The organism is Coleofasciculus sp. G3-WIS-01 (genome assembly GCF_040223135.1).
Taxonomy (GTDB): Bacteria; Cyanobacteriota; Cyanobacteriia; order Cyanobacteriales; family Coleofasciculaceae; genus Coleofasciculus.
In genome coordinates this window covers 1-14,410 of sequence record NZ_JAVJZI010000168.1, presented here as the reverse complement: position 1 = coordinate 14,410, position 14,410 = coordinate 1, and the positions used below count along the sequence as shown (strand labels likewise).

General features: G+C 46.8%; 12 protein-coding genes. 7 read left to right on the top strand and 5 right to left on the bottom strand.

The features are described from left to right. Positions 1–269: 269 nt before the first annotated feature. Both RIM23_RS16250 and RIM23_RS16245 read left to right on the top strand, forming a co-directional pair. Positions 270–3,251, top strand: coding sequence for a glycerol-3-phosphate acyltransferase (locus tag RIM23_RS16250; protein ID WP_446368235.1), 2,982 nt, complete (start codon positions 270–272; stop codon positions 3,249–3,251). Between the two features lie 222 nt (positions 3,252–3,473). Next, positions 3,474–4,031, top strand: coding sequence for a hypothetical protein (locus RIM23_RS16245; RefSeq protein ID WP_446368234.1), 558 nt, complete (start codon positions 3,474–3,476; stop codon positions 4,029–4,031). On the opposite strand, the gene RIM23_RS16240 is transcribed toward RIM23_RS16245, so the two are convergent. Continuing rightward, on the bottom strand, positions 4,022–4,663 hold the full coding sequence (locus tag RIM23_RS16240; RefSeq protein WP_446368233.1) for a DUF938 domain-containing protein: 642 nt from the start codon (positions 4,661–4,663) through the stop codon (positions 4,022–4,024). The two genes, RIM23_RS16245 and RIM23_RS16240, sit on opposite strands and share 10 nt — an antisense overlap. A gap of 755 nt (positions 4,664–5,418) precedes the next feature. Here RIM23_RS16240 and RIM23_RS16235 point away from each other — a divergent pair. Next, positions 5,419–5,862 (top strand): hypothetical protein, encoded by a 444-nt coding sequence (locus tag RIM23_RS16235; protein WP_446368232.1) that lies wholly within the window; start codon positions 5,419–5,421, stop codon positions 5,860–5,862. 264 nt (positions 5,863–6,126) lie between these two features. Here the strand turns inward: RIM23_RS16235 and RIM23_RS16230 are convergent, their stop codons facing one another. Next, entirely contained in the window at positions 6,127–8,007 is a 1,881-nt protein-coding gene (locus RIM23_RS16230) for a glycoside hydrolase family 10 protein (RefSeq protein ID WP_446368231.1), read from the bottom strand. A gap of 798 nt (positions 8,008–8,805) precedes the next feature. Between RIM23_RS16230 and RIM23_RS16225 the strand changes: the two genes are divergently transcribed. Continuing rightward, positions 8,806–9,315, top strand: coding sequence for a hypothetical protein (locus RIM23_RS16225; protein ID WP_446368230.1), 510 nt, complete (start codon positions 8,806–8,808; stop codon positions 9,313–9,315). Between the two features lie 188 nt (positions 9,316–9,503). On the opposite strand, the gene cysC is transcribed toward RIM23_RS16225, so the two are convergent. Further along, complete coding sequence (gene cysC / locus RIM23_RS16220) at positions 9,504–10,058, bottom strand: adenylyl-sulfate kinase (RefSeq protein WP_446336355.1); 555 nt, start codon at positions 10,056–10,058, stop codon at positions 9,504–9,506. A 220-nt stretch (positions 10,059–10,278) separates the two neighbouring features. Here cysC and RIM23_RS16215 point away from each other — a divergent pair, with 220 nt between their 5' ends. Next, on the top strand, positions 10,279–10,434 hold the full coding sequence (locus RIM23_RS16215; protein WP_446368229.1) for a hypothetical protein: 156 nt from the start codon (positions 10,279–10,281) through the stop codon (positions 10,432–10,434). 5 nt (positions 10,435–10,439) lie between these two features. Here RIM23_RS16215 and RIM23_RS16210 read toward each other — a convergent pair whose 3' ends face one another. Together RIM23_RS16210 and RIM23_RS16205 are read right to left on the bottom strand one after the other, a co-directional pair. Further along, on the bottom strand, positions 10,440–11,480 hold the full coding sequence (locus tag RIM23_RS16210) for a glucokinase (protein WP_446368228.1): 1,041 nt from the start codon (positions 11,478–11,480) through the stop codon (positions 10,440–10,442). A gap of 12 nt (positions 11,481–11,492) precedes the next feature. Next, positions 11,493–12,131, bottom strand: coding sequence for a histidine phosphatase family protein (locus RIM23_RS16205; RefSeq protein WP_446368277.1), 639 nt, complete (start codon positions 12,129–12,131; stop codon positions 11,493–11,495). Between the two features lie 487 nt (positions 12,132–12,618). Between RIM23_RS16205 and RIM23_RS16200 the strand changes: the two genes are divergently transcribed. Next, complete coding sequence (locus tag RIM23_RS16200; RefSeq protein ID WP_446359310.1) at positions 12,619–13,578, top strand: RNA polymerase sigma factor, RpoD/SigA family; 960 nt, start codon at positions 12,619–12,621, stop codon at positions 13,576–13,578. Between the two features lie 125 nt (positions 13,579–13,703). Next, positions 13,704–14,039 carry a DUF760 domain-containing protein gene (locus RIM23_RS16195; RefSeq protein ID WP_446359296.1) on the top strand — a complete coding sequence of 112 codons (336 nt, stop codon included), beginning with the start codon at positions 13,704–13,706 and terminating at the stop codon, positions 14,037–14,039. Positions 14,040–14,410: the final 371 nt, after the last annotated feature.

Genomic DNA, 14,410 nt, shown 5'->3' with positions numbered 1-14,410 from the left:
CGATCGCGATCGGTGTACCACCATTGGCGGCAATTTAAGATTATGTTCCATTTGTCAATAGTCTGGTAACCAAAATATACCAATCCGGATAAAGGTTGCTGAGTAAGGAGTTGGCGTTTTTCAGGTTTGAAAAGATTGTGTCTAGTGCATCTCGGCAAAAGTTTCTGGCCACCTTTGTGCAAGCATGGAGAGTAGAGACGTTTCACGGTCACGTCGGTACTACCCCATCTCCCTTGTAGAATCAAGGAAATCTTAGTAATAAATGTCCCATGACGCTAACACAGGTTTGGGGTGCTTTACTCATTTTTGTTCTTTGTCCCCTACTGGGTGGACTCCCCCTGATTTCCTGGATTACCTACCTACTCACAAGACGCCAACTCTCTCAAGTCGGTACGGGTAATGTATCTGTCTCCGCTGCGTTCTACCACGGTGGACGTTGGGTGGGTATCTTAGCCGTATTATCAGAAGCCTTGAAGGGAATTGCGGCTGTTTTGCTGGCGCGTTATTTCTTTCCTAGGGAACCCACCTGGGAAATCATTGCCCTGATTATGCTAGTGATGGGACGCTACTGGATGGGTAAAGGTGCTGGAACCACAAATGTGGTCTGGGGATTTGTGGTGCATGAGTGGCGAGTGGCGTTATTGGTATTTTTAATTGGGGGTATAGGCTTTACAATTATCCGCGATCGCACGACGGGACGTATCGGTGTTTTAGTTCTATTTCCCCTAATTCTGGCGCTGTTGCACCCCGATGATTTCGCTAGAATTGTCAGTGCGATCGCGCTGGGTCTGATTATCGGTTGGATTTATCATAAAATTCCCGATGACTTAGACCTTCCCACCGAACAAGCTAAATCAGAATCTCAATCCGTGTTTCATTTTTTCCGAGGCGATAAAGCGATTATTCCTCTTGAGCGCGAGCTTGAGCCGCAACAGGTTGGAGCCAAAGCAGCTACCTTATCCCAGCTTAAACGTTGGGGTTACGCTGTGCCAAAGGGATGGGTCTTACCTCCAGGGGATGATATGGAACCCTTGGTCAAATATCTCCCCGTTTCGGAATCAGAACCCCTTGTGGTTCGTTCTTCTGCTATTGGGGAAGATGCAGAACTCTCGTCAGCCGCCGGACAATATCAAACAGTTTTACAGGTAACCAGCCGTCCGGCTTTACAGGAAGCGATTACCCAAGTCTTAGCCTCTTATCATAACCCCGCCGCCAGAGGGTATCGCCGTAATCGGGATTTGCCAGACACGGCTATGGCTGTCTTAATTCAAAAACAAATTCAGGGCGTCTTTTCCGGTGTCGCATTTAGTCGTGACCCCATCCAGCAACAACAAGACACCGTAGTCATCGAAGGATTACCCGGAGATGCCACCCGCATTGTATCGGGTCAAGTCACCCCAGAACAGTATCGGGTATTTTTCCAGCAACCCCAGCTTGTAGGGGCGGGTTTAACCGATAACCTTGAGGACAAAACCGATAACTCGACGAAACCAGCCCCACTTGATCAACAGGAGACTGGAGATAATCGTTACCCATCGGTTGAAATTGAAGGACAAGGGGATGTACCCTCGGCGTTAGTCCAAGAGGTGGCTATTTTGGCGCGGGAATTGGAAGACCGCTACCATGGGATTCCCCAAGATATTGAATGGACCTATGATGGTCAGCAATTATGGCTACTGCAAGCGCGACCGATTACCAATCTACAACCCATCTGGACGCGCAAGATTGCGGCGGAGGTAATTCCCGGACTGATTCGACCCCTTACCTGGTCAATTAACCGTCCCCTCACCTGTGGCGTTTGGGGGGAAATTTTTACCATCGTGTTAAAAGAACGGGCGCAGGGATTGGAGTTTAATCAAACCGCTACACTGCATTATGCTCGCGCCTATTTTAATGCTACATTGTTAGGCGATATTTTCCGGCGCATGGGTTTACCGCCAGAAAGTTTGGAATTTCTGACACGGGGGGCTAAGTTTTCTAAACCGCCCCTGAAATCCACGCTGCGGAACCTCCCCGGATTATTTCGTCTATTAGGTCGAGAATGGAATTTAGATAAGGATTTTGAGCAAGATTATCAACACCATTTTGCTCCGGCTTTGAGTCAACTGCAAGAACAACCAGTTTCTGAATTATCAGACGCCGAAATTCTGGAACGAGTGAACCAGATTTTATCGGAATTACAACGAGCAACTTATTATAGTATTCTCGCTCCTTTAAGTCTGTCTCTGCGGCAAGCGTTGCTCAAGGTAAAGGATAAAGAATTAGATAATAGCCAAACTCCAGAAATTGCCAGCGTGCGATCGCTAGCCCAATTAGCCCATGATACGCGCCATTTATTAAGCCCAAAACAAATTAATTGTGATAATCACGCTTCTGTATTTACATCCTTGTCAGAAATTCCCGATGCTCAAAGTGTGTTGGAACAATTCGATCAATTTCTGACAGAATATGGCTATCTCAGCGATGTCGCCACAGATATTGCCGTTCCCACTTGGAAAGAAGACCCGCGACCGATACGGCAACTCTTTGCCCAGTTTTTATGCGATCCTCCCCCAGCGACTAAACCACCCAAGCGTCAGCGATGGAAAGCAGAAGTGGTACAGGCGCGTTTGAATTTAAAAGGGCAAGTGACTGAAGTATATTCGCAATTTTTAGCCCAATTGCGTTGGAGTTTTGTGGAACTGGAAAAGCATTGGTTAGAATCAGGTTTACTATCTGAGGCTGGGGATATTTTCTTCTTAGAATTTGCGGAAATTCAGCGTCTAATGGCTGAAACAGATGGGGTTTTGCGAGAGGAACTTCCAAGATTGATTAACTATCGGCGATCGCTCTTAGACGAGCATCGTCAATTAGTCAGTGTCCCTCCCCTATTCTATGGCAATCCTCCGGCGGTTTCCTTGCTGATGCAAACCCAATCCGAACCCGCTCAACAGCGTCTTATGGGAATTGGTGCAAGTGCTGGACAAGTGGAAGGTTGGGTTAGAGTTTTAGATAACTTACAATCAGTTCCAGAAATTGACCGCCAAACGATTCTGGTTGTCCCTTATACTGATTCGGGTTGGGCACCCTTATTAGCGCGTGCAGGCGGTTTAATTGCTGAGGTTGGAGGGCGGCTATCTCACGGCGCGATCGTGGCGCGGGAATATGGAATTCCAGCGGTAATGGATATTCATAACGCGACTCAGATGTTCCGCAATGGTCAACGGGTAAGGATTGATGGACAATCCGGAATCGTAGAGGTTTTGGAGTGAGGATAACTCTCATTCTGCTTCCCACGACTTCCTATGTGGGAAAGCGAGAGGATCAATCAATATATAGAATTTCCTGAATCTTTGAGTATTATGGGGTAAATGTAGATGCACCCCAGATATAAAACATAACCCAACTCGTCCAGGATGGGATGAGGGGTAATACCCCCACCCCCCCCGACAGGAAAATTCAGGTTCTAATAAGCTGACAACTACCAGACTGCTATGGCTCGCAAAAAAAAATCCAGCCGCAAAAAAACCAATATCGAATCTCTGACGCCGAATGTTCCTGAAACGTCAGAGACATCCGAATCCACAGAAAAAATTGAGGAATCAACCCAAAACACCACTGAGGTTAATCCTCCTCCCACTGAGGAGTCAACCCAGAGTTCTGACCCAGCCACCCCCCCAGAGGCAGAAAAAAAACCCGAGTCAACCCAGAGTTCTGCCCCAGCCAGCCCTCCGGCGGCAGAAAAAAGACCCTATATAGTCATTAAACCCAAACCTACCCCCGCCAAATTAATTGAAAAGCAACCGCCACCCCCTCCGGTTACAGAAGCGACAAACAAAGCAGGCGAACTGTTTCAAAAAGGCGACCAGATTACGGTAAAAGCACCTTGGGGCGGTGAAGCGACAGCAGAAATTGTAGACTTTTACCAAACCCATAGTGGCAAGATTTGGGCGCAATACAATCCCCTAGACTCTCAACCGAACTGGACTTGGCATAGCGGATGTATTCGCACCAATATTTTGGAGAAAGCGACGCAAACCGCTCAAGAATGACGAAAAACTACTGAAAGATTGTTCGCAGGCATCGGGTAGATTTGGTGCAAGACTAGATGTTGATCTTGGGCTATTGCCACAACATGCTCAAGGTCACGCACGCCCCAGTCTGGGTTGGACGCCTGCAACGAGGCATCAAAAGCAGCATTGCTAGCAGCAGTATGCTGTCCATTGCGCTTGAACGGGCCGTATAAATAGAGAATGCCCCTTGGAGGAAGCAGGCGACTCGCCCCGGCTATCAGTCCCAAGCAAGCTGACCAGGGGGCGATGTGAATCAGGTTAATGCTGACTATTGCATTTAATGGTGAGGTTTCCCAATCCACAGGCGCATCCTTCTCCACAGACCAAACCGGTGTCTGCACGTCAATATCTAGGGGCGGGTAAAGATTATCAGCAGCTTCGCCTACAGACCATGCTGCAATACTGGCACGCATCTGAGGATTGGGATCAGAAGGTAACCATTGACGTGGCTTTAGACGTGGGGCAAGGAAAATGGCATGTTCCCCTGTACCACTACCAACTTCTAAAACTGTACCTTTTGCAGGCAGCACGCGCCGTAGAATCTCCAGAATCGGTTCGCGGTTGCGTTGGGTGGCAGGTGCGTATTGCCGTTCGTCGTCCGTTGTACTCATAATTTATTCTTATCGATTAGACTTGTTTAATGTCTAGCACTTACCCGGTTCCTTATCTGTTGCGTGAGCAGGGCAGGAGTCGGCATCAGTAAGGCTGAAGGTGAGCATCGGGCATTAGCTCCTCTGGGAAAAGCCAAAGCTTGTCAGAGAAATTAGCTCAGGGCGCGATCGCGAGGGTAGTGTTTGTAACGCTTAGTGTATAAGCATCCGGGTCTTTGGCAGCTAGAAATTTATTGTTTTATCAGTTAAAATAATATATACAAAGAACAGCTAAGGGTAAACACAGCCAGAGTCACCGACCCCACGCTGACCGATACAAGCGGTACAGCGCCGGCTTGAGGGATGACCTTTAAGCCTTTCTAGAGCGTGCTAATAACTCGCTCAACCACAGCTCCTCTTACTCAAGAGGATAGATTGGGTCTTGTGTTAACCCTTATACCCTAGCAGCTCACCCTGTTTAAAGTTGTAGGAAAGCCAAGTATCTGTAAAGCTGAGTGACTAGACTTACAAACTATCAGGATTGAGTTAAGCCAACAGAACAACGTTTAACTTAATTCTGTAGATGTTGCCTTTGGGTAGCGTCCAATCAAACAAGATCTTTCCTACTTTATTTGAGTTAACCATTTCATCGCAATCGATTTAAAAATGCTGCAACCGGAATAAGCTGCTAGATTCCGGATAAATTCGGCATTGGGGTGCTGTGATCTACCGATTGGTACGCTATCCGACTCAAGCCCCCTTATGCGAGATTTGTTATGAAAACGATTAAAGCAACTAACTCAGAAAAACAAACCCTTCAAAACAGTGTCATCCAACCCCGTCTAATTCTGCAAGCCATTGCCTTTACTCTGATTTTGTCCTTTAGTGCGGATTATCTATCACCCAATAATAAAGGAATGATCAATCAGTCTACTCAGGCAAATTCTCAGTTATCTGCGGCGATTGGTCATATAGTTTTGCAACATGCATCGCAGCATACGCGAGTGCCTTCTTCTAAACTCGACCTAGTGGATGTGCAACCCCATACCTGGTCTGATAATTGTCTAGGATTGGCTGAGGAAAAAGCCTCTTGTAAACCAATGCCTGTATCTGGATGGCAAGTAGCTGTTGCCAATGGACAACGCCGCTGGATCTATCGCACGGATGCTTCCGGTTCCGTGGTTAAATTAGAACGCAGTAACCTTGAGCCCAATAACTAAGTAGGTTAGCACGATTGAACGGGTTAGGGTGGTCATTTGTCATTCGTCATTTGTCAGGGCGGGTGCGAGTCACATCCCTTGTGAGGCAAGAAACGATAATAGTAAAACCCGCCCCTACACATCGGTCAGGGCGGGTTTTGAATAAACGTTGCCATCAATAGCTGACACTTGCATCACATAAACCCGCCCCGACAAACCATGCCAGACTAGCGAAGCAAAGGATCAACACTCAAAACTTAAAACTTCCCCAGGGTGAATCCATATCTAATCAGAGACTTCCCAATCCGCTGAAATCTCAGGGGCTCGCGCAGGCATAGGAAAGAGTGCCTGAAACGCCGCCTGACGCTGTGGTGAGGGTTCTGAGGCGTTGTTCCACAGGGTTTCGTAGAAAAAGAACGACACTCCAGCAAATCCCCGTTGACGCACGGCTTCTACTTGGTTTTGAATTTGCGATAAAGAAATTGGCTTATTTTTTAAACCCGCTAAAATACCGATCCCCACAGGAATATGACGTCGCGCCGCCTGCACTTCCGGCTGTTCGAGTTCTGAAATAAACCGATCAAAGTCATCGCGATAAATCTGTACAATTAATTCTTCGACTAAACCACGGCGTTCCCAGGTATACCAATCGGCGAGAAAGAATTCATATGAAAAACGTTGAGGATTAGGAGAAAGGGAGATAATCACATCCGACTTTTGCGCTTTAACTGCTTTCCAAAGCTGGGTTAAGTAGTTTGTAATTTTGTTTGCCCGCCAGCGCACCCATTCTGGGTTTTTGGGATCACGGGGAGGTGATTGACCTTGATGCTCTTGTTGATAAAGCTTAATTGTCAAGGGATCATAACCAAAATCAGAGGGCAAGCCGAAGTGATCGTCGAATTGAATCCCATCGATGTCATAGTTGTTGACTAACTCGACTACTAAATCCTGGATAAACTGCTGCACTTGAGGGTTAAAGGGATTGAGCCAGACGCGATCGTGACTTCCTTCTTGCCAAATTTTCACACCTTGGCGATTTTGCGTCAGCCAATCGGGATGACGTTTGGCTAACTCCGAGTCAGCCGGTGCCATAAAACCAAATTCAAACCAGGGAATCACCCTGATATCCTTTTGATGGGCTTGCTGGATGATTTCCTTGAGCATATCTCGTCCTTGGGTACCCCTATCGGGATCAGGGGATTGATCTAGGGGAGTCACAAGCCTTACCGCCCGCCCAATTTCCCGTTGGGCAACTTGACTGGGGTAGAGGGTATAACCCCAATTCCAAACGGTAGGATAGACGGTGTTGAAGTTGAGTGTCTCTAGGCGTTGAATGGCGTCGGTAATGCCTTGAGTAGAAAATAAGACTTGGCTATCAATATTCGTCAGCCACACCCCTCGTAACTCAGCTTGAGCCGAATTGGGGACTTGAGTATCGACTTTGGCAATATACTGGGAGGGGAGCAACTCGGCGGTTTGAGTGGCTTGGCACAAAAAAGCAGCAATTTCAGCCCGACTGGCATTTTGGTTCGGCTTGAAGGTTTGTACGGTGGGATAATTGACTACAAGCTGGTTTTCTACAGCGGCTGCGATCGCGCCTTGGGAATAATTGGGAATCGCTTTAGCATCCTCAAATGCTGATGTCAAGGTTTCAATCGCAGGTTGCTGGGGAAAATATTTTAATCCACTGGCTAAGGATACTAAGGCTTGCACACGGGGGATCGGTTGATTGGGTTGGAATAGTCCGCCCGGATAGCCCGCTAAAAACCCAGTTTGATAGGCTTGGCGAATCGCCTGACTTGCCCAGTGTTGAGTTGGCACATCGGCAAATTTTCCGCCCGTGCGTATCTCTGGCGCATCCGGAAATGCTTGACCCAGCATGGCGGCAAATTCAGCCCGGGTGACGGGAGAATCGGGTTTAAAATGACCATCTGGGTAACCGCGAATAATCTGCTGCTGTGCTAGCTTTTCAATGCACGATTGCGCCCAATTTCCTTGGATATCACTCATCCGCGTTTGAGCATAAGCTAGGGTGGGCAGCCATAAGGCTAAGCACAAGCCAAATATAAATAGAAATATTAACCAAGCCTGATGCCCAAAAGCACGGCTAAACGCAATTAGCCCATTGGCAAAGGCTGTAAATAACGTTTTGACAAATTGTTTCATAAAGTAGCAAGTCTAGAGATATCACTATTGAGAGGCTGCACCCCTTACTGATCAGGAATGACTGGCTGGGCTAGGTAAAGGTTGCCAAAGATACTTGTCGCCCAAGGCTATCGGATGAGGAATGAGGGAATCGTTTTGAATTTTGAAACTCTGACTGATTCGGAATGTTGATCGGGAGATTTTTGTATTTTTTGCTACAAACATTTCGGCGTTCTTGGTGGGTGACATGGTGAATTGGCACAATATTTTAAGTTTTGCAACATTTTTCGACTGGGGTACTCTCCATACTTACCCAAAAATTTCACATTTAAAGTGTATTTTGTGAGTAATACTGTCTTCAGGTCAGGAATCTTAGCTGCTCTCCCCTTATGCTCATGATTGCCCCAGGCGCTTTTAGGATAAAGATCCCATTACGGCTGAACCCATCTCCATCGGCTAGGTTAACAAAACTGGGCGTTAGATGAGTAGAACGGTTGAGGGCAACAAGACGGGAGAGGAGGGGGTGGAAAGGTGCAGGGGAGATTGAGCTAGTCAGCATGCCATGGGGTACTAGAGACTTCCACCCTAGCCCAGGGAATCTGAACTGGATGGAAGTTTGAAGTTTTATTACAATTGAACGGATTAGGAGACCCATACCCTGTTGTTCTCTATCGGTTCATACTCATTCATCCATCCCCTAAAATTTATTAGAAATTAGGAAGTGGGATTATTTTTTTATTTAAAAGTAAGAAGAATACCACCGGAAAATTTAGATAAAATCCAAGCATTCAAATTAGGACAAACTGTCAGCATCTTCCTATGACTGATATAGAAGCACAAGCTTTCAACGCCAATAACGGACAATCTCTGAGAAAGCTTGCCAGAGCGATTGTTATGTCCCAAGGTCACTTTGCCCTGATTTTGGTATGCTGCAAGTTTTCACCCCAACCGCTATGCGTACTAAACCAGTTGCAAGAACTCTCTTCACTTCCTATTCAAGGTGTGAGGTTGCATCCCTCAGTAGATACTCTGTTTACGGCAATCCTCACAGCATTGGATGAACCACCACCACCTGCTTTAGTCGTCTTTGGTCTTGATTCGGTGGTTGCTGTTGATCAAGTATTGAGTGCGACTAATCTGGTGCGTGAGGAGTTTCGCAAACAGTTTCCTTTTCCACTCGTTTTGTGGATCGATGATAGAATTTTGCAAAAGATGATTCGATTAGCTCCTGATTTTAAAAGTTGGGCAGCGAATCCCATTCGGTTGGAATGCTTCAACCAGCGAGCTTTTTATCAAGCTTACAAGATGGTTTGCGCTCATCTGAAATAACAAATAAGCTCAGGATGTGATATGGCAACCGCCATAGCGGTTAGGAGACATCATTTATGTAGAGACGCGCCATGGCGCGTCTCTACTTCGGGTGACGGCTGTGGTTACACGTCCACAAAGCTTGCAGTAAACTAAAAAGCAGATACCCATTACTGCCTTGGAGCCTTGGAGCCTTCTTCTACTAGTCTCTAAGCGCTTTCGGCAGCAAGCTGCTTTGGTAGATAACCCAACTCTTCCAGTTTTTGCAGCACTTTGGCGACACTCTCCGATAACTCCTCCTGATCAGTACGGCATTCCACTTCTGGGTTGAGGGGGGGTTCGTAAGGATCGTCAATTCCGGTAAACCCGATAATTTCTCCAGCGCGGGCGCGTTTATATAATCCCTTGACATCTCGTTCTTCACATGTTGCCAGAGGAGCATTGACGTAAACTTCTAAAAAATCACCGATTTTTTGGCGTACCTCTTCTCGAATTTCACGGTAGGGCGAGATAGCCGATACCAAGACAACTACACCATTGCGGGTAAGTAGGTGGGATACAAAACCGATGCGACGAATGTTCTCGTCGCGGTCTTCTTTGCTAAAGCCCAATCCTTTGGTGAGATTCTGGCGAACGATGTCGCCGTCTAAAACTTCTAGCTTACATTCCTTGTCTTGCAAGGTTTTGGCTAATGCTTGGGTAATCGTGGTTTTACCCGCACCACTTAGACCCGTGAACCATATTGTTACACCGCGCTGATTCATAATTATTTCTGTCGCTGTCCTAAAACCTACTGTAAGTAAAACTGATCCTGTTTTCTCAGGTGAAACACTAATCGTCAAACTTCTGTTTTCTCTAATAACACATTGTTTGCTGATCAGGCTTAGATTTTAACCTAAGTTGAATGTCACTGACTGGTATGCTGGTGGGCATTGCCCACCCTACGGTAGCTCAAGGGTTTTGGCGCTCCCAAAATGCACGCTTTTGAGTGCTATTCAACCTAAGTTCAGGATTGACAATAGTTTAACTCTGTTGTGCCAAAAGTCTCCTCTGATCAAAGACGCGCCATGGCACGTCTGGAACATGGCTTCTCCTGCTTCTCTGGTTTCGCCGCGATCGCAACAACCGAAAACGTTTTGAGGGATTTACAATTGAGAGGCGCATATTGCTGCACCAATTAGCCCAACTTGGGAGTTCATCACAATATGAACTGGAACCTTTTCCAACAGGGGACTAACCCGACCTTTTTCAGTAAAAGTTCGCACAAAAGTACCATCCTGCATCAAGGGCAAAATCTTAGCCGCAATCCCGCCAGCAATATATAACCCCCCGTAGGGTAAGAGTTTGATCGCCAGATTCCCCGCTTCAGCACCATAGGCTTCCACAAACATTTTTAAAGTCTGTTCACTGAGGCTATCGCTCTTTTGCAACGCCGCTTTAGAAATCTCCGCCGCCGGATCAACGGTTTTCTCACTGCGTCCCATTTCTCCTTCCCAGGTTCTGACAACTTGGGCAATATCTGGGGATTCGTGGGCAAATTGCCGATCTCTCAAAAACTGGTAAATGGCGACAATTCCTTGACCGGAAACGACTCGTTCGGCGGAAATGCGCTGGATATCGTATTTCTCGCGTAAATATTGTAAAAGTTGGAACTCCAGTTCAGTGCGGGGGGCAAAATCAGCATGTCCGCCCTCAGAGGGAAAAACCTGATACCTGTCCTGGTTCTGAATCAGAAATCCTTGTCCTAAACCTGTACCCGCACCGAGTAGCGCAATTGGCGCCTCGGATTGGGGAGTAACCGATTGTAGAGTACATACATCGTCCGAGTCTAAACCGAGAATCCCGTAACCAACCGCCGCAAAATCATTGATTAGAGTGACTTTGGCGATGGCGAGTTCTTCCTCTAAGCGTCTGGCGTCCAGTACCCACGCCAAATTGGTCAGGTTGGAGGTATCGTTGACTACAGGACCTGCGATCGCAAAACAGGCTTTTTCGATGGTCAGTTTCCGCTGTAGCTTTTGTACCGCTTCCGATACAAACCTCTGGACGAGAGGTACTAAGTCTGGGAAATCACGGCTAGGATAACGGGTTTCATGGAGAACCTGCAACAATTGAGAGTCTTTTTCCTCCACCAGTCGCAAAATCGTTTTAGTCCCGCCGATATCTCCTGCCAGTATTAATGTCATAGAATCTTAACTTTAATTAAATCGAATTACCTTCTCAGTTTGACTGAGGTGGGATGTATCCCCGTTGAGTTCCATCACCCATTTTTCCCCATGACCCACGAGTTTGACTAAACAGCATAAAGTCGCGTTCACTTCGGGTTGACCCCCAACTAATCCCCAGGTCGCACCGACGACTGAGGCACCATGACCTACCAATAAGATATCGTCTGTGAATTCTGTGGTCAGTCGGCGTGCTGTTTGAGCGGTGCGTTCTAGCACCTTCTCGTTGGTTTCTGGATAGTGAGCGATGACGCGGGAGGTATAACCCGAATCAATACAGGGAAAGCGCTTTTGCATTTCCTCAACAGACAGTCGTTCTGGCTCTGTTTGCATCCATTCCGGATTCAGCCATTCACTCAAACCCGCCTCTATCTTAATGGGTAAGTCCAGAATCTGAGCGATTTGGTTCGCTGTTTGTACCGTTCGCAAAAACGGTGAGGCGAAAATATGCTTAATCGTCTCACCGCGTAACCGTTGACCTAATTCCTTTGCTTGACCAACGCCATCTTCCGATAAAGGGGGATCATAAGGACGTTGAGCTGTGTTAAACCACTCCGGGTTAACGAAGTCGAGGCGATTTCCGTGTCGGGCAATCCAGACGGTTTGAGTCATGACATAAATAACCGATAATACAAAAAATCCAGGAAAACCGCTCGCCATAGCGCCATAGCACATCAAGAACCTGCGCTCTTGCTCTCTAACAAGGGCCAGTTTAGTCAGGTTAGAGGTTTTCTCCAAAACGTTATCAGTAAAACCCGCCCCTACAACGGTGCACCCCTGCCTTCCTGTTCTAGATGAACGGTTTTTGATTAAGATATGTTACAATATTTAACGAAGTGTTGGATTGTGGCAGATAACTTATGAAATAGGCAGAGGCAAAAACAAACAAATCGGATAGCCAGCCCTAAATTGGGTTATGGATGGGGAATTTGACTTACTCTGTTCATCCAAGTTTCGAGTTTTCTAATCAATCTATTCTCCCGCTATTGAAATAAAAATTAACATTTCTCTCATAGAGAAGCGTTCACCCAAGCCTGAGGTGAACCCTCCTGAAAAGGAGCTTAGTTGCTTGAACTTCACTCATGATATAGCGATCGCTATGAAAACTGCTCAGACCTCTACAGACCTTGTCCGGACTTACCTCCAAGAAATTGGTCGTGTACCCCTATTGACCCACGAGCAAGAGATATTATATGGAAAACAAGTACAGCGTTTAAATGCCCTAGAGCAAATCAAAGAGTCGCTGTTTGAACAATTGGGTTACGAACCAACGCTGTGTGAGTGGGCGAAAGCCTCGTCCCTATCGGAAACTGAGTTAAAAGGGTGCATTAGGGCGGGTCAAGTCGCTAAGCGCAAAATGGTAGAAGCCAATTTACGTCTGGTGGTTTCCGTGGCGAAGAAGTATATCAAGCGCAATGTAGACTTGCTGGACTTGATTCAGGAAGGTACGATTGGTATGCAACGGGGTGTAGAAAAATTTGACCCGACCAAAGGGTATCGTTTCTCCACCTACGCTTACTGGTGGATTCGCCAAGCCATTACCCGTGCGATCGCAGAAAAAGGACGAACGATTCGCTTACCAATCCACATCACAGAAAAGCTCAACAAAATCAAAAAAGCCCAGCGCCAACTCTCCCAGCAGCTAGGGCGTGCAGCCACTATGTCGGAATTGGCGACAGAATTAGACCTGACACCAAAGCAAGTCCGGGAGTACCTGGAGAAAGCGCGTCAACCTCTGTCATTAGATCTGCGGGTTGGCGATAATCAAGATACGGAACTCGGAGAACTGCTCGAAGACAGCGGACCTTCGCCAGAAGATTTTGCCACCTATTCAGCCATGCAAGTCGATCTGGAGAAGCTGATGGCGGATTTGAGCGAGCAGCAACGTGAGGTATTAATGCTACGCTTTGGTTTAGTCGATGGTCAACCCATGACACTCGCCAAGATTGGCGATCAACTCAAAATCAGCCGTGAACGAGTCCGACAAATTGAACGGGAAGCCCTGTCTAAGCTTCGCAAGCGCCAAGCCGAAATGCGCGAATATATTGCAGTCAGTTAGTTTGTCTTATGTCTTATGTTTTGTGGGACAACCCAATAGGTGAGGTTCGGTTCCAACTACCTGATGATCAAAAGTCCCTTGTTAAATTAAATTACAGATAGAGAGCTATTGCTCGGAGGTAAACGGTGAACAACCAATCTGATCGCGACCCAGAATTTTTTGACGGCAATGGAGACAATAATCTTTTGTGGGAGTACGTACAATCCCTGAGTCCAGAAATCGTTTCCCATTTATCCAAACCCACCTCGGCTGATGTGTTTCAGGTCATCGAACGTAATGTGGTGGGATTGTTGGGGAATATTCCTTCAGACCACTTTGATGTCACCATTAATACTAGCCGCGAAAATCTCGGACGTTTATTAGCCTCAGCAATGGTTAGTGGTTATTTTCTACGTAACGCTGAACAACGCATGACGTTTGAAAAGTCTCTGCAAAAGACCGATTCCTCCGGCAGAGAGTAAGCCCTGAAGTAAAGGATAGGATTGGTCAGTTAACTAGGGAAGAACCCATCCCTAGACGTCTAGAACCCTGAATCGGGGAGGGCGCGAGTTACATCTGTTGTAGAACCGAAAAGATAGTCGTGAAAAGAGCCCCTACACACGAGAGGCGCCATGTCCTCGAAGGTTAAAAGTCATCTTGAGGAAATACCGCTTCTAAAAACCTAGACAAACCTACCCATCAGTAATTCTGTCTTGGTATAAGTCCACGGTGTAACTTTTGGTCGATAACCGTTAACGCTTATGCTTGGCTGATACCCGGCATTGTTGCTCGATATCAGCCTTAACCAACGGCTCCCAGTTAGAGACGCAGTAGTAATCGTGTCTACGATTAA